Origin of the sequence: Microbacterium meiriae (genome assembly GCF_040686935.1) — a bacterium.
Classification (GTDB): domain Bacteria; phylum Actinomycetota; class Actinomycetes; order Actinomycetales; family Microbacteriaceae; genus Microbacterium; species Microbacterium meiriae.
The window spans coordinates 105,313-120,089 of the sequence record NZ_JBFBMF010000002.1 but is presented as its reverse complement, the minus strand read 5'-3'; the positions used below and the strand labels follow the sequence as shown (position 1 = coordinate 120,089).

17 protein-coding genes are annotated in these 14,777 nt (G+C 69.1%); 4 read left to right on the top strand and 13 right to left on the bottom strand.

Annotated features, from left to right (window positions below):
- The 3 genes from AB0P08_RS05920 to AB0P08_RS05910 form a co-directional block, all read right to left on the bottom strand.
- Positions 1 to 216: a DUF4129 domain-containing protein gene (locus AB0P08_RS05920; RefSeq protein ID WP_363588759.1), complete on the bottom strand. Its 216-nt coding sequence runs from the start codon at positions 214 to 216 to the stop codon at positions 1 to 3.
- 6 nt (positions 217 to 222) lie between these two features.
- Complete coding sequence (locus AB0P08_RS05915) at positions 223 to 747, bottom strand: hypothetical protein (protein ID WP_363588757.1); 525 nt, start codon at positions 745 to 747, stop codon at positions 223 to 225.
- Between the two features lie 62 nt (positions 748 to 809).
- Positions 810 to 1,253 (bottom strand): MarR family winged helix-turn-helix transcriptional regulator, encoded by a 444-nt coding sequence (locus AB0P08_RS05910; RefSeq protein ID WP_187661752.1) that lies wholly within the window; start codon positions 1,251 to 1,253, stop codon positions 810 to 812.
- Between the two features lie 45 nt (positions 1,254 to 1,298).
- Between AB0P08_RS05910 and AB0P08_RS05905 the strand changes: the two genes are divergently transcribed.
- Positions 1,299 to 1,541: a hypothetical protein gene (locus tag AB0P08_RS05905; protein WP_187661753.1), complete on the top strand. Its 243-nt coding sequence runs from the start codon at positions 1,299 to 1,301 to the stop codon at positions 1,539 to 1,541.
- Between the two features lie 10 nt (positions 1,542 to 1,551).
- On the opposite strand, the gene AB0P08_RS05900 is transcribed toward AB0P08_RS05905, so the two are convergent.
- From AB0P08_RS05900 to coaE, 3 genes are all read right to left on the bottom strand, one after another.
- Complete coding sequence (locus AB0P08_RS05900; RefSeq protein WP_363588755.1) at positions 1,552 to 1,896, bottom strand: TfoX/Sxy family protein; 345 nt, start codon at positions 1,894 to 1,896, stop codon at positions 1,552 to 1,554.
- A gap of 11 nt (positions 1,897 to 1,907) precedes the next feature.
- Positions 1,908 to 3,980 (bottom strand): excinuclease ABC subunit UvrB, encoded by a 2,073-nt coding sequence (gene uvrB, locus AB0P08_RS05895; RefSeq protein WP_187661755.1) that lies wholly within the window; start codon positions 3,978 to 3,980, stop codon positions 1,908 to 1,910.
- Between the two features lie 71 nt (positions 3,981 to 4,051).
- On the bottom strand, positions 4,052 to 4,651 hold the full coding sequence (gene coaE / locus AB0P08_RS05890; RefSeq protein WP_363588753.1) for a dephospho-CoA kinase: 600 nt from the start codon (positions 4,649 to 4,651) through the stop codon (positions 4,052 to 4,054).
- Between the two features lie 126 nt (positions 4,652 to 4,777).
- Here coaE and AB0P08_RS05885 point away from each other — a divergent pair, with 126 nt between their 5' ends.
- The 3 genes from AB0P08_RS05885 to AB0P08_RS05875 are packed head-to-tail and all read left to right on the top strand — an operon-like array spanning position 4,778 to position 6,416.
- On the top strand, positions 4,778 to 5,335 hold the full coding sequence (locus AB0P08_RS05885; protein WP_363588751.1) for a hypothetical protein: 558 nt from the start codon (positions 4,778 to 4,780) through the stop codon (positions 5,333 to 5,335).
- Between the two features lie 35 nt (positions 5,336 to 5,370).
- A complete protein-coding gene (locus AB0P08_RS05880; protein ID WP_315637577.1) occupies positions 5,371 to 5,886 on the top strand; it encodes a signal peptidase I in 516 nt (171 codons plus the stop codon).
- Positions 5,883 to 6,416 carry a hypothetical protein gene (locus AB0P08_RS05875; RefSeq protein ID WP_280564107.1) on the top strand — a complete coding sequence of 178 codons (534 nt, stop codon included), beginning with the start codon at positions 5,883 to 5,885 and terminating at the stop codon, positions 6,414 to 6,416. Before AB0P08_RS05880 ends, AB0P08_RS05875 begins: the two co-directional genes overlap by 4 nt.
- Positions 6,417 to 6,441: 25 nt before the next feature.
- Here AB0P08_RS05875 and AB0P08_RS05870 read toward each other — a convergent pair whose 3' ends face one another.
- From AB0P08_RS05870 to rpsA, 7 genes are all read right to left on the bottom strand, one after another.
- Complete coding sequence (locus AB0P08_RS05870; RefSeq protein WP_363588749.1) at positions 6,442 to 7,014, bottom strand: CoA-binding protein; 573 nt, start codon at positions 7,012 to 7,014, stop codon at positions 6,442 to 6,444.
- A complete protein-coding gene (locus AB0P08_RS05865) occupies positions 7,011 to 8,315 on the bottom strand; it encodes an O-acetylhomoserine aminocarboxypropyltransferase/cysteine synthase family protein (RefSeq protein WP_187661761.1) in 1,305 nt (434 codons plus the stop codon). The genes AB0P08_RS05870 and AB0P08_RS05865 overlap by 4 nt, the downstream gene beginning before the upstream one ends.
- A complete protein-coding gene (gene acs, locus AB0P08_RS05860) occupies positions 8,312 to 10,318 on the bottom strand; it encodes an acetate--CoA ligase (RefSeq protein ID WP_522727301.1) in 2,007 nt (668 codons plus the stop codon). The genes AB0P08_RS05865 and acs overlap by 4 nt, the downstream gene beginning before the upstream one ends.
- Positions 10,309 to 11,166, bottom strand: a complete 858-nt coding sequence (locus tag AB0P08_RS05855; RefSeq protein WP_363447323.1) for an ABC transporter permease — start codon at positions 11,164 to 11,166, stop codon at positions 10,309 to 10,311. The genes acs and AB0P08_RS05855 overlap by 10 nt, the downstream gene beginning before the upstream one ends.
- Complete coding sequence (locus AB0P08_RS05850; RefSeq protein ID WP_363588747.1) at positions 11,163 to 12,203, bottom strand: aliphatic sulfonate ABC transporter substrate-binding protein; 1,041 nt, start codon at positions 12,201 to 12,203, stop codon at positions 11,163 to 11,165. The genes AB0P08_RS05855 and AB0P08_RS05850 overlap by 4 nt, the downstream gene beginning before the upstream one ends.
- The gene (locus AB0P08_RS05845; RefSeq protein ID WP_363588745.1) at positions 12,200 to 13,048 is read right to left on the bottom strand and encodes an ABC transporter ATP-binding protein; all 849 of its coding nucleotides are present in this window, start codon (positions 13,046 to 13,048) and stop codon (positions 12,200 to 12,202) included. The genes AB0P08_RS05850 and AB0P08_RS05845 overlap by 4 nt, the downstream gene beginning before the upstream one ends.
- A 144-nt stretch (positions 13,049 to 13,192) precedes the next feature.
- Positions 13,193 to 14,647: a 30S ribosomal protein S1 gene (gene rpsA / locus AB0P08_RS05840; RefSeq protein ID WP_259954710.1), complete on the bottom strand. Its 1,455-nt coding sequence runs from the start codon at positions 14,645 to 14,647 to the stop codon at positions 13,193 to 13,195.
- Between the last annotated feature and the right edge of the window lie 130 nt (positions 14,648 to 14,777).

Here is a 14,777-nt window from a genome sequence, read left to right as displayed (position 1 = left end):
TCACCCCGCCTTGATGCCGCGAAGCGCGTCGGCGGCGCTCCGCCGGTCGCCTTCGTCTGCGACCAGCCCGCCGAAGCGCACCTGCTCATAGAGGCGTTGCAGGACCGCGACCTCCGCGGCGATGCCGTGGCGCCCGCCGATCACCCTGGCGGTGAATTCTGCCGGCGTCTCCGTCGGAGCGCGCCCCTGACCGGCGTCCGCGGCGGATTCCTCCAAGCCGATTCACGCCGCGACGATCGCGTCACCGGGTACTGGTCGTTCGATGACCGTGCGAAGCGCATCGGAGACCCCGCGGCGGATGGTCACTTCGTCAGGGAGGATATCCGGCGACGTGGGGCTGGCACCCGGCCCGGCAGCCGCGGCATCGCGGCGTGCGAGCGGACGGTCCCGCCACAGCCGCACGAGGAATCGGATGAGCTGGCGAACGACCACGACGACGAGCGCGAGGACGGCCAGCCCCAGCACGAGACCGAAGACCATGCCGAGCACCTGCGCGAGAAGCGGATCCTCCCATGATTCCGGAGGCAGCGGTGTCTCCGTCGCCGTCGGGGCGGGGAGCACGACGTTCTCCTGGGGCGGCGATGTGCTCTCGGCCTCCGTCGACGCGAACTGCGGGGTGCCCTGCACGGCCGCGGCGAACATGAGGAGACCGAACAGTCCGGCGACGGCGGCGAGGCCGAGGAGCATCGGCGGCCCCGGTCGACGCACGCGCTCCGGCGCGGGGACCGGAGGCTCGGGGCGCGACATGCCTCCCACCCTAGGGGTGCGCATGCGGGCACCCGCGCTTCATATCGGATGCCGCGGAACGGTCAGGGGTGGGCGGGGCGGGGCCCCGCGAAGGCGCCCAGTCCGTCCCGCAGTGCTGCCACCTCGTCGATGTCCATCCCCACGGCGGCCATCACCTGCCGCGGCACGTCCACCGCCCTGGCACGCAGGGCGGCACCGGCGTCCGTGAGCGTGATCTCGAGTCGGCGTTCGTCCTCGCTGCTGCGCTGGCGGGCCACCAGGCCGTCGGCTTCGAGTCGCTTGACGAGGGGCGACGCCGTCGCGGGCTCCAGCGCGAGGTCGGCGGCGAGGTCGTTGAGGGTTCGCGGAGCCCGCTCCCAGAGGGCGAGCATCACCAGGTACTGCGGATGGGTCAGCCCGAGCGGCTCGAGGATCGGCCGGTAGATCGCCACCACGTTCCGCGCCGCCGTGACCACGGCGAAGCAGAGCTGGTTCTCGAGGCGGAGCAGATCATCGGTGTCGGTCACGATCCCGACTATACATCTGCACGAATCATTAGTACACTAATCAACATGTCACGCGACTCCAGCCGGCCCCCTCTTCGCACCCGCATCCGCGAAGCGGGGGGCCTCTATGCCTGGGTGAACACCAACCTCGTGCGTCTGGCGGGCCCTGCCTCCGTCGGGCCCTACGAGAAGACGCCGCCGCCGAGCGCCGCGGAACGCGCCGAACGCGCATGCCCGCTCTGCGGAGCACCGATGACGGAACACGAGATCGACCGCTCCGGGCCGAAGACCCTGGTGCACTGCCCGTAAACCGCTCGGGTCAGTCGCCGTCCGCGGTGGCGGCCCCCACTGACTCTCGGGCCATGTCGATCCACATCATCAGCGCCGCATCATCGGTGATCGCGGACGCGGCGACGTCGATCCAGCCCGACCCCATGGTGCGCGATCCCATCACGGCCCGCGCAGCACCCGGCTGAGTCACCGCGATGGCTCCGTTCTCCTCATCCACGCGGACGAGGAGCGTGCCGTCCTTCCGCGCTCCGACGAGGATGCGGCCCTCGTCGAGGAACGCCCTGGTTCCGAACATCCGTCGCTCCTCGATCGAGGGGTCAGCGCCGAGCAGCGCCCGGACTCGGTCCGCGAGTTCCTCTCCTGCGGCGTCCATCTGGTCTCCGTCTACGCGTGCCCGGCCCGCTCCATCGAGCGGAGCTCCTTCTTCATATCCTGCACCTCGTCACGCAGGCGCCCGGCGAGCTCGAACTTCAGCTCCGCGGCAGCGGCGAGCATCTGATCGGTGAGGTCCTGGATGGTGGCTTCGAGCTGCTGCGCTCCCTCGGCAGCGATGCCGGTGCGCCGCAGGTTCGGCGTGGGCGACTTGCCCTTGCCCGACGCACGGCCTCGCCCGGACATCAGCTCCGCCGTGTCCTGCCCCTCGCGCGCCAGCACCTCGGTGATGTCGGCGATGCGCTTGCGCAGCGGCTGCGGATCGATCCCGTGCTCTTTGTTGTACGCGATCTGCTTCTCGCGCCGACGGTCGGTCTCCTCGATGGCTTTGGCCATGGAGTCGGTCATGTTGTCCGCATACATGTGCACTTCGCCCGAGACGTTACGCGCTGCCCGGCCGATGGTCTGGATGAGTGACGTCCCGGAGCGGAGGAACCCTTCCTTGTCGGCGTCGAGGATCGCGACGAGCGACACCTCCGGGAGGTCGAGTCCCTCTCGGAGCAGGTTGATACCCACCAGGACGTCGTACACACCGGCGCGCAGCTCGCTGAGCAGTTCGACGCGGCGCAGGGTGTCGACGTCGGAATGCAGGTAGCGCACCCGCACGCCGTGTTCCCCGAGGAAGTCGGTCAATTCCTCGGCCATCTTCTTCGTGAGGGTCGTGACGAGGACGCGCTCGTCCCGCTCCACGCGAAGCCTGATCTCCTCGAGCAGATCGTCGATCTGTCCCTTCGACGGCTTGACGATGATCTCCGGGTCGACCAGTCCCGTCGGGCGGATGATCTGCTCCACCACACCGTCGGCGATGCCCATCTCGTACTTGCCCGGGGTCGCCGACAGGTAGACGGTCTGCCCCACGCGGTTCTTGAACTCGTCCCAGCGCAGCGGTCGGTTGTCCATCGCGCTCGGCAGGCGGAAGCCGTGGTCGACGAGCGTGCGCTTGCGGGAGGCGTCACCCTCGTACATGGCACCGATCTGCGGCACCGTCACGTGCGACTCGTCGATGACGAGCAGGAAGTCGTCGGGGAAGAAGTCCAGGAGCGTGTGCGGGGGCTCCCCCGGCATGCGCCCGTCCATGTGGCGCGAGTAGTTCTCGATACCGGAGCAGAAGCCGAGCTGCTGCAGCATCTCCAGGTCGAACGTCGTCCGCATCCGGAGGCGCTGCGCCTCGAGGAGCTTACCCTGCCGCTCGAACTCCTTCAGCCGCTCCTCCAGCTCGTGCTCGATCGTGCCGATCGAGCGCTGGATGACGTCGGTGCCCGCGACATAGTGCGAGGCGGGGAAGATCGGCACGGCGTCGAGCTTCTCGATGACCTCGCCCGTCAGCGGATGCAACGAGTACAGCGCCTCGATCTCGTCGCCGAAGAGCTCGATGCGGATGGCGTGCTCCTCGTACACCGGGATGATCTCGATCGTGTCGCCGCGGACCCGGAAGTTGCCCCGCGAGAAGTCGACGTCGTTGCGGTTGTACTGCATCGCGATGAACTGACGGATCAGGGCGTCGCGGTCGTACCGCTCCCCCACCTGGAGCGCGACCATGGCGCGCAGGTACTCCTCCGGCGCCCCCAGGCCGTAGATGCAGGACACGGTCGACACCACGACCACATCGCGGCGGCTCAGCAGTGAGTTCGTCGTCGAGTGGCGAAGGCGCTCGACCTCCGCGTTGATCGAGGAGTCCTTCTCGATGAAGGTGTCCGTCTGCGGGACGTAGGCCTCGGGCTGGTAGTAGTCGTAGTAGGAGACGAAGTACTCGACGGCGTTGTTCGGCATGAGCTCACGGAACTCGTTGGCGAGCTGAGCGGCGAGGGTCTTGTTGTGCGCCAGCACGAGTGTGGGGCGCTGCACCTGCTCGACGAGCCAGGCCGTGGTCGCGGACTTGCCTGTTCCGGTGGCGCCGAGCAGCACGATGTCGGTCTCGCCCGCGTTGATGCGGGAAGCCAGATCGGCGATCGCCTGCGGCTGATCACCGGCAGGGGCGTACTCGCTGATGACCTCGAAAGGGCGGACACTGCGGGTGGGCTGCATACCTCAAGCGTATGCCGCCCCTCCGACATCGGGGCCGGCCGGGTCGGAAGCCTCCGGCGGGCGGCTGTCCTTCAGCGCGCGCGGAGCCGGTCCCAGAGCGCGTCCGTCTGAACCAGGGTGTGCTCGATCGACCCCGAGGTGTCGATCACGACATCGGCGATCGCGAGCCGCCGTTCGTCGGAGACCTGGGCGGCGATCCGGTCGCGCGCGGCCTCGGGGGTCATTCCGCGCAGGCCGACGAGCCTCTCGAGACGGACGTCCTCCGGCGCATGCGCGACGACGATCTCATCCCAGGGGTCATCGACACGAGCCTCCACCAGGAGCGGAACGTCGTACACGACGACAGCCTCCGGGTCGGCGTGGAACGCCGCATCGAAACGGCGCTGGGACTCTGCCCGCACCGCAGGGTGCACGATGGCGTTCAACTGAGCGAGCCGGTCGGGGTCGGCGAACACGGTCGACCCGAGGGCAGCCCGGTCGAGGGATCCGTCCTCGGCGATGACGGTGTCTCCGAACGTCCGCGCGATCGTGCGGAGCACCTCGGATCCCGGAGCTTGGACCTCGCGCACGATCTGATCCGCGTCGACGACGACCGCGCCGAGCTCGGTGAGCCGGTTCGCGATGGTGGACTTCCCCGACGCGATGCCTCCGGTGAGAGCGATGAGCGGCATCCGACCATCCTGCCACGCTCCGGGCCCGGGGCCGCACGACGCGGAAACGGAACAATCGGGAAAGCTTCGGCCCCTCTTGAGGAAGACTTGACAGTCCCCTGAGGTGTGCTGCGTAACGTCGAAACCATGACGAACACGGATGCCTCCACACGCCCTGACCGCACCGAGCGACGCTCCCGGCGACGCCCGATCATGGCGTTCGCGCTGGCCGTGCTCGCGACCGGCGGCATCGGCGCGGCGCTCACCAGCGCCGCGTGGACGGACAACACCTTCTTCAGCGCCCCCGCCGCGGGAGCCACCTTCAACCTCCAGGGTTCCGTCGACGGAACCACCTGGAAGGAGTCGGCGGCCAAGAACAGCATCGAGCTCGTCGTCCCCGCCGAGAAGCTGGCGAACCTGCTTCCCGGCGAGACCCGCACCATCAAGCTCTGGGTGAAGAACGTCAGTTCCGTCAACGCCGCGCTCACCTCCACCGTCGAGTACGCCCCCGGCACCACGGCGACCGACTTCACGGTCAAGCCGACCGCCACGATCACCGGACTCGCGGCGTCGCTGACCTCCTCGGGGTCCACCGCCACCGATGAGTTCGAGCTCGTCGTCACCACTCCGGCGGACTGGGCGACCAGCAACCAGGGCAAGACCGGCACGATCCTCGTCACGGTCTCCGCGACCGCGACCAACTGACCACCCACCGCCGCAGCCGAGACGAAGGACGAATCGTGGTGCAGCTCCTCCGCCGGCTCGCCCTGCCCGTTCTCTGGACGCTGGCCGTCATGGGGGTGGGCTGCGGCGTCGTCTGGGGCGCCACGGCCATCGGAGTCATCCAGCCGCTCGTCGTGATCTCGGGCTCGATGGAGCCCGAGATCATGACGGGCGATCTCCTCATCGCCACGAAGGTCCCCGCCGACTCTCTGGAGGTGGGTGACGTCGTCAGCCTGCCGAGCGCGCTGACCGACTCCCTGGTGACCCATCGCATCACCGCCATCGAAGCCGCCGATGGCGCGCGCACCATCACCATGAAGGGCGACGCCAACGAGTTCTCCGACGCTCTCGACTATCCGGTGACCGGCGACGTGTGGAAGCCGGCGGTGCAGCTTCCCGGGTGGGGAACCGCGATCATGCGGATGACGACGCCCGCTGTCGCCCTCCCGTTGCTCCTCGGGCTCCTGGGGCTGCTCGGTCTCAGCATGATGAGCCCCGTGGAGCACCCGGCGCGGAAGCCCCTGACGACGTGACCCCGGCGCGACGACTCGTGTTCCCGCTGGCCGGCTTCGTCTTCGCGGTGGTGGTCGTCTTCGTGTCGCTCGCACAGGCGAGCGTTCCCACCACCAGCGCGGCGTGGACGGACCGCGCGGTCGTCAAGGGAACGGTGACGGCGGCATCCGCCTGGTTGTCCCCGTTCACGGGGAACACGTGCAAGGCGTACAGCAGCCCCACGGCCGCCCCCACCACCTGCGCGATCACGGCGATCCGCTACGAGGAGATCAGCGACGCCTCCGGCCACTTCTACATCAGCACGAACGCCCCGGGCGGGTCGCACCACGTCGACGTCGACGTGGATCTGAAGAAGGCGACGGGCCTTCCCCGGACGTGGACCTCGTGGAACGCTGCGGGGGTGCTCCCGGGCAGTCACGTCACGCCGGACCCCGCGTGGACGTGCTCCTCGTTGCCCCGGCTCACCGGACGCAGCCTCGACTGGCACCTCACCGACCTTCAGGTCCCCGTGACGCTGCACCGCACCACGGCGGACACGATCTGCACCTGAGCCTCCTGGGCGCGGCGCAGCCCCATCAGCGCGCGAGCAGCTGCCGTCGGGAGCTGATCACGCCGGTGTCGAAGCCGGCGAGATGCAGTCCGCCGTGGAAGCGGGCGTGTTCGATCTTGATGCAGCGGTCCATGACGACCGAGAGGCCCGCCGCCTCGGCGAGCGCAGCGGCCTCCTCGTTCCAGGAGCCGAGCTGGAGCCACAGGGTCTTCGCCCCGCCGTCGATGGCCTCCTGCGCGACCCCCGGGAGGTCGTCGTGACGACGGAACACGTCCACGATGTCAGGCCGCACGGGCAGGGCGCTCAACGACGGGTAGACCGGCTGTCCGAGGATCTCGGTCTCCCTCGGGTTCACGAGGTAGACGTCGAAGTCCGTGCTGGACAGCAGGTAGGTCGCGACGAAGTACGAGGCCCGCGACGGATTCCCGGAGGCACCGACGATCGCGATGGATCGTGCCCGGCGCAGCAGCCCGAACCGCTGCGGCTGCGAGGGTCCGGTCCACGTGCGGCCCGGTTCGACGGTGACGGGAAGCGCGCAGCTGGTCGCGTCCGTGGTCGCAGGAAGGGTGCAGGCGTCGCCGGCGGAGGTCGTGCTCATCGGTGGGCTCCCGTCGCGAGGGTGAGGGCCTGATCGAGGTCCCAGATGATGTCCTCCGCGTCCTCCAGGCCGACGGAGATGCGGATCAGGTCGGGGCGCACGCCGGCGGCGACGAGCTGTTCCTCGGTGAGCTGGCGATGCGTCGTGGAGGCCGGGTGGATGACCAGGGTGCGGGCATCGCCGATGTTGGCGAGATGGGACGCGAGCTGCAGGTTCTCGATGAACGCCTCGCCCGCAGCGCGGCCGTCCTCGGCGGCGACCCCGAACGCGAACACGGATCCCGGTCCCAGCGGCAGGTACCGGGCGGCACGCTCATGATGCGGATGACCTTCGAGTCCTGCCCAGGTGACGTAGGACACGCGGGGGTCTGCCGCCAGCCACTCGGCGACGACCCGGGCGTTGGCGAGGTGAGCGTCGATGCGCTGGGGCAGCGTCTCCACGCCCTGCAGGAGCGTGAACGCCGACTGCGGGCTCAGCGCCGGTCCGATGTCGCGCAGCTGCTCGGAGCGCAGCTTGGTGAGGAACCCGTACTCCCCGAAGTTGCCCCACCAGGAGATTCCGCCGTAGGAAGCCACCGGTTCGGTCATCTGGGGGAACTTGCCGTTGCCCCAGTCGAAGGTGCCCTTCTCGATGACCACTCCGCCGAGGGTCGTCCCGTGACCGCCGAGGAACTTCGTGACCGAGTGGATGACGATGTCCGCCCCGTGCTCCAGCGGACGCGCGAGGTACGGGGTGGCCAGGGTGGCGTCCACGACGAGCGGCACACCTGCCTCGTGGGCGACAGCGGCGAGACCCTCGATGTCGGCGATCTCACCCGAGGGGTTTCCGATCATCTCGACGTAGACGACCTTGGTCTCGGGACGGACGGCCGCGGCGAAGTCCGCCGGGTCGGAGGAGCGGACGAAGGTCGTCTCCACGCCGAAGCGACGCAGTGTCACGTCGAGCTGCGTGACCGTGCCCCCGTAGAGCTGCGCGGCGGCGACGACGTGATCACCCGCGCCCACGAGGGCGGCGAACGTGATGAACTCCGCGCTCATGCCGGAGGCGGTCGCGACCGCACCGATGCCGCCCTCCAGCGAAGCCAGGCGCTCCTCCAGGGCGGCGACCGTGGGATTGCCGATACGCGAGTAGATGTTGCCGTACTTCTGCAGCGCGAAGAGGTTTCCGGCGTCGGCTGCATCGTCGAAGACGAACGACGTCGTCTGATAGATCGGCACCGCCCTCGCCCCTGTGGCGGCGTCCGGGGTGCCCCCGGCGTGAAGGGCGCGGGTGCGGAACCCGAAACGATGGTCGTCGGTCATGATGTCCTCGATTCTGCGGCGAGAGCGCCGGCGATGTCGTCGACGGCCCAGGGGTTCTGCAGTGACGTCGTGTCGCCGAGCGCCTGCGGGGTCCGTCCCGCCCGCCGATCCTGTTCCGCGTCCCAGAGCTGCGCGAGGAGGCGGCGCATGATCTTCCCCGAGCGCGTCTTGGGCAGGTCCGGCACGACGACGACGTGCTTCGGCTTCGCGACCGGACCGATCGAGCGGGCGACCTCAGCGCGCAGCGCGTGCGCGTCGATCTCCGCCCGGCCGGACGGGGTGACGAACGCCACGACCGCCTGCCCCGTGACCGGGTCCGCCACACCGGCGGACCCGGCTTCGCCGACCGTCTCGTGCGCCACGAGCGCCGACTCGATCTCGATCGTCGAGAGGCGATGACCGGAGACGTTCACGACGTCGTCGAGCCGCCCCAGGATCCAGATGAAGCCATCGGCGTCGCGGGTCGCCCCGTCTCCCGCGACGTAGTAGCCGCCATGCGCCCCCACTCCGGCGTACGCGGACCAGTACGCGTCGCGGTAGCGCTCCGGGTTTCCCCAGACGGTCCGCGCCATCCCCGGCCACGGGCGCCGGACGACCAGGGTCCCGGATCGGCCCGGCGCCACCTCGTCACCGTTCTCGTCGACCACGGCGACGTCGATGCCCGGAAGCGGGACCGACGCGGAGCCGGGCTTCAGGGGCGTGATGCCGGGCAAGGGGGCGATCATCGCGGCACCGGTCTCCGACTGCCACCATGTGTCGATGACGGGGAGCTCATTCCGCCCGAAGTTCCGGCGGAACCACACCCAGGCCTCCGGGTTGATCGCCTCACCCACCGTGCCGAGCAGCCGCAAGCTCGACAGGTCGTGTCCGCCCGGCAGTTCGTCGCCGAACCAGGTCATGAACGTCCGGATGAGCGTCGGCGCCGTGTAGTAGACCGTCACGCCGTAGCGCTCGATGATCTCCAGGTGCCGCTCGCGACGCGGAGTGTCCGGCGTGCCCTCGTAGATGACCTGGGTGAGCCCGTTCGACAGCGGTCCGTAGATCTCGTACGTGTGCGCGGTGACCCAGGCGAGGTCGGCCGTGCACCAGTGCACGTCATCCGGTTTGGCGTCGAAGTGCGCCCAGTGCGCCCAACTCGCGTGCGTCAGGTAGCCGCCGGAGGTGTGCACGAGCCCCTTCGGCTTCCCTGTCGTGCCGGAGGTGTAGATGATGAACAGCGGGTGCTCGGCGTCGAAAGCCTCAGCCTGATGCGCGGTGGGTGCTGTGTCGACGACGTCGTGCCACCACACGTCCCGACCGTCGGTCCACGGGACGGCCTGTCCGGTACGACGGAGCACGAGGACGTGTTCGAGGTCCGGCAGTCCCGCAGCGGCGGCATCGGCGGCGGACTTGACCTCGGTCGCCGTCCCCCGCCGGAACTGGCCGTCGCTGGTCACGAGCAGCTTCGCCCCGGTGTCCTCGAGCCGGAACCGCACGGCCTCCGCCGAGAACCCTCCGAAGACGAGCGAGTGGACGGCTCCGATCCGCGCGCACGCGAGCGTGACGACCACGGTCTCCACGAGCACGGGGAGGTAGATCACCACGCGATCGCCCGGTCGGATCCCGAGGTCTTCCAGCGCGTGCGCCGCCTGGGCCACACGACGCTGCAGGTCGGCGTAGGTCACCGAGATCCGGTCGCCCGGCTCCCCCTCGAAGTGGAGGGCGACCTTGTCTCCGCGTCCGGCATCGACATGCCGATCGACGCAGTTCACCGCGACGTTGAGCCGCCCGCCGAGAAACCATCGCGCCGCGGGGACCGCACCGTCGAGAGGCGGCTCCCAGTCGTGCACGAGGTGCCAGGGCTCGACCCAGTCCAGCCGGCGGGCCGCATCTTCCCAGAAGGCCAGAGGATCAGCGGCCGCGCGGGCATAGGCTTCTGCGGTCACGTTGGCATCGAGGAACGCGGGCGACGGAGGATAGACCCGTTCCTCCTGCAGCCGGGCCTCGGTCATCGTCACGTCCATCGCCGCAACAGGTACTTCTCCAGCAGCGCGAGCACGCCGTTGGTGATCGTGCCGAGCAGCGCCAGCAGCACGATGGAGAGCAGGATGCGGTCGACACGCCCGGTGCTCTGCGAGTCCGTCAACAGGAACCCGAGCCCCATGGACGAAGCGATGAGCTCGGCGGCCACGAGGAACAGCCATGCCTGCGCCAGCGCGAGACGCAGCCCCGCGACGACGGAGGGCACGACGGCCGGGAGCTGGACCGTGCGGAACAGCGACCAGCCGTGCAGGCTGAACGAGCGTCCCGCCTCGACGAGCTGCGGGTCCACGTGACGCAGTGCCGAGGCGACCGTCGTGTAGACCGGGAAGAACGCGCCGATCGCGATGAGGGTCACCTTGGACTCCTCGCCGATCTGCATCCACAGGATCAGCAGCGGCACCCAGGCGAGCGACGGGACGGCGCGAACGGCGGCGAGAGTGGGACTGAGCAGAACGTCACCCCACCGCGAGAGTCCGACGATGCCGGCCGCGGCGAGCCCGATGACCGAGCCGATCGCGAATCCGAGCAGCACCCGCTGGACCGAGATGGCGATGTGGGTCCAGAGCTGTCCGGTCTCGGCGAGTTCCACTCCGGCCTGGAAGACCGATCCGGGCGTCGGGAGTCGGTACGGCTCGATGAGCCCGGCCGTCGTGACCACCTGCCAGGCGATGAGGATCACGGCGGGGAGCAGGAAGCCCCCGAGGATCCGCACGACAGGCGGCAGGCCACGCCGTGCTCCCCCGGGCCTCCCGCGGGGAGCACCCTTCGCGAACTCGAGCGCGTCCCGCGATTCCGCCGGGACGACCACCCGCTCCTCGAAACCGGTCACTCGCTTGCGCCCGCCTTCGTCGCGAAGGTGTCGTTGATGATGCTGGAGAGCGCCTTGTCGACCGATGCCTGACCGCCCTGCACATCGCCGGACTCGACGAGCACCGGCGCGATCTTCTCGAGAACGGCGAGCTGGTCGTCACCGGGGACGCCGCTCACGTCGAGGTTCGACCGCTCCTGGATCACCGTTGTCGCGACCTCGAGGTCGATGCCCGCGACGTCGGCGAGCAGGGCGGCCGTCTCCTCCGGGTGCTCGAGCGCCCAGACGCGCGCCTCCTCGTAGGCGTCGACGACGGCCTGTGCGAGATCCGGGTGGTTGTCGATGAAGTCCTCGGTCGCGTTGAGGAAACCGTAGGTGTTGAAGTCGACGTTGCGGTAGATGAGCTTGTCGCCCGACTCCTGCTCCGCAGCGGCCATGATGGGGTCGAGACCCGCCCACGCGTCGACGGACCCGCCGTCGAGCGCGGCCCGCCCGTCCGCGTGCTGGAGGTTCTGCACCTCGACGTCCGCGAGCGACAGCCCGCCCTCCTCCAGCGCCTGCAGGAGGAAGAAGTACGGGTCGGTGCCCTTGGTGGCCGCGATGGACGCGCCCTTGAGGTCCTCCACCGACGTGATGTCGCTGTCGGGACCGACGACGATGGCCGACCACTCGGGCTGGGAGTAGATGTCGATGACCTGGATGGGGGAACCGTTGGCGCGAGCGAGCAGCGCGGCCGAGCCCGCCGTCGAACCCACGTCGACCGAGCCGGAACGCAGCAGCTCGTTGGCCTTGTTGGACCCGGCGGACTGCACCCATTCGACGGTCACGTCGTCGCCGAGGATGTCCTCGAGGATGCCCTGGTCGCGGATCACGAGGCTGAGCGGGTTGTAGGTAGCGAAGTCGATGGACAGCGTGTCGGCGGACCACTCGCCGCTCCCGGCGGGCGTGGACTCGGCGTCGGCCGTCGCGTTCTCGCCGGCGACGCAGCCGGTGGCGACGAGCATCATCGTCCCGGCGACGGCGATCGCAGGGATGATGCGGCGGGTGATGGTGCTCATCGGGTCTCCTCGGGGGTGTGGTGGTGCGTGTCGACGCCGAGCCCTTCGAGGAGCTCGGCGCGCAGGTCGGCGAGGCCGCGGTCGGCGCGGTCTCGGGGGCGGACGCCGGGGACGTCGACCGTCCGCGCGACGGACGACTCGTCGTCTCCCGCGCCGACGGTGCGCAGCAGCAGCACGCGGTCGGCGAGGTAGAGGGCCTCCTCCACGTCGTGGGTCACGAGCAGCACCGTGGTGGGCTCGGCGGCGTGGATCTTGAGCAGCAGGTCGTGCATGCGCAGACGGGTGAGGGCGTCGAGCGCGCCGAACGGCTCGTCCAGCAGCAGCACCCCGGGGTTACGGGCGAGAGCGCGGGCGAGCGAGGCGCGCTGGGCCATGCCGCCGGAGACTTCACGAGGGCGCTGGTCGGCGGCATGCTCCAGTCCGACGAGTTGCAGCAGCTCACGCACACGTGTCCGTCCGGCGACCCGGCCGGTGCCGCGCGGCAGTCCCAGTTCGACATTCTGGGCGAGCGTGCGCCATGGAAGCAGCCGCGGCTCCTGGAACGCGACAGCGGTGCGCTCGTCCACGTCGGCGACGCCCGAACCGTCGAGCCGGATCGTGCCCGTGGTGGGAGCGTCGAGGCCGCCGATGAGGCGCAGCAACGTGGACTTCCCACACCCCGACGGGCCGACGACGGCGACGATCTCCCCGGCGGCGATGTCGAGGTCGATGCCGCGGAGCACCTCTCGCCGGCCCTGCGCGAGCGGGAACGAGCGCGCGATGCCGTCGAGGCGGACGGGCTGCGCGGAACCCGACCCCTCCGGGGCCTCGGCAGTGCGCGACGCAGCGGGCAGGAGGGCGGTCATGTCCCCATCGTGTCGGAGCCGCTGGATTGTTACGAATGCGGCCGTAACGTTGCGTCACGCAGCGGTTTCCGGGGGCTCCGGGCATGCGAAAAGGGCCGTCACACCCGCCGTGAAGCGGGGTGACGACCCTTTTCGGAGTGTTACTTAGGAGTTGCCGCCCGAGAGCTTCTCGCGCAGAGCCGCGAGAGCCTCGTCGTCGGCGAGCGTGCCGGCGCCGGCCGTCTCGCTCGAGAAGGACTGGCCACCGAAGTCGTCGCCGGCCGCAGCCTCGGCCTCGGCCGCCTTCGCGACCTGAGCCTTGTGCGCCTCCCAGCGAGCCTGGGCCGCAGCGTACTCCTGCTCCCATGCCTCGCGCTGGGCGTCGAAGCCTTCCTTCCACTGACCGGTCTCGGCGTCGAAGCCCTCCGGGTACTTGTACTCGCCGTTCTCGTCGTACTCGGCGAGCATGCCGTACAGAGCCGGGTCGAACTCGGTGCCATTGGGGTCGACCGACTCGTTGGCCTGCTTCAGCGACAGCGAGATGCGGCGACGCTCGAGGTCGATGTCGATGACCTTGACGAAGACCTCTTCGCCGACCGACACGACCTGCTCCGCCAGCTCGACGTGCTTGCTGGAGAGCTCGGAGATGTGGACGAGGCCCTCGATGCCGTCTGCGACGCGGACGAACGCACCGAACGGAACGAGCTTGGTGACCTTACCCGGCGTGACCTGACCGATCGCGTGGGTACGGGCGAAGACCTGCCACGGGTCCTCCTGCGTCGCCTTCAGCGACAGGGAGACGCGCTCGCGGTCGAGGTCGACCTCGAGGATCTCGACGGTGACCTCCTGGCCCACCTCGACGACCTCGGAGGCGTGCTCGATGTGCTTCCAGGACAGCTCGGAGACGTGCACGAGGCCGTCCACGCCGCCCAGGTCGACGAACGCACCGAAGTTGACGATCGACGACACGACACCCTTGCGGACCTGACCCTTGTGCAGGTTGTTCAGGAACGTGGTGCGCGACTCCGACTGCGTCTGCTCGAGGAGCGCACGGCGGCTGAGGACGACGTTGTTGCGGTTCTTGTCGAGCTCGAGGATCTTCGCCTCGATCTCCTGGCCGAGGTACGGCGTGAGGTCGCGGACGCGGCGCAGCTCGATGAGCGAGGCCGGGAGGAAGCCACGGAGGCCGATGTCGACGATGAGTCCACCCTTGACGACCTCGATGACCGTACCGGTGACGACGCCGTCGTTCTCCTTGATCTTCTCGACGTCTCCCCAGGCGCGCTCGTACTGCGCACGCTTCTTGGAGAGGATCAGGCGGCCTTCCTTGTCCTCCTTCTGGAGGACGAGGGCCTCGACCTCGTCGCCGACCTTGACGACCTCGTTGGGGTCGACGTCGTGCTTGATCGAGAGCTCGCGCGAGGGGATGACACCCTCGGTCTTGTAGCCGACATCGAGCAGGACCTCATCGCGGTCGATCTTGACGATCGTGCCTTCGATGATGTCGCCGTCGTTGAAGAACTTCAGGGTCTTCTCGACCGCGGCCAGGAAGTCCTCAGCAGATCCGATGTCGTTGATGGCGACCTGCTTGGTGGCCGGGGCGGTCGTTGCGGTAGTCATGTAGTGGGTTGTCCTTGTGAATGGATACTCGGGCTGCGGAGCATGACCGCGCACGGTCGGGATGTGCTTCGCAGCAGGTGGATTGTGGTGTGTTCGTCACCTGGGCATGCGTGTACACGCCACGAGTGAC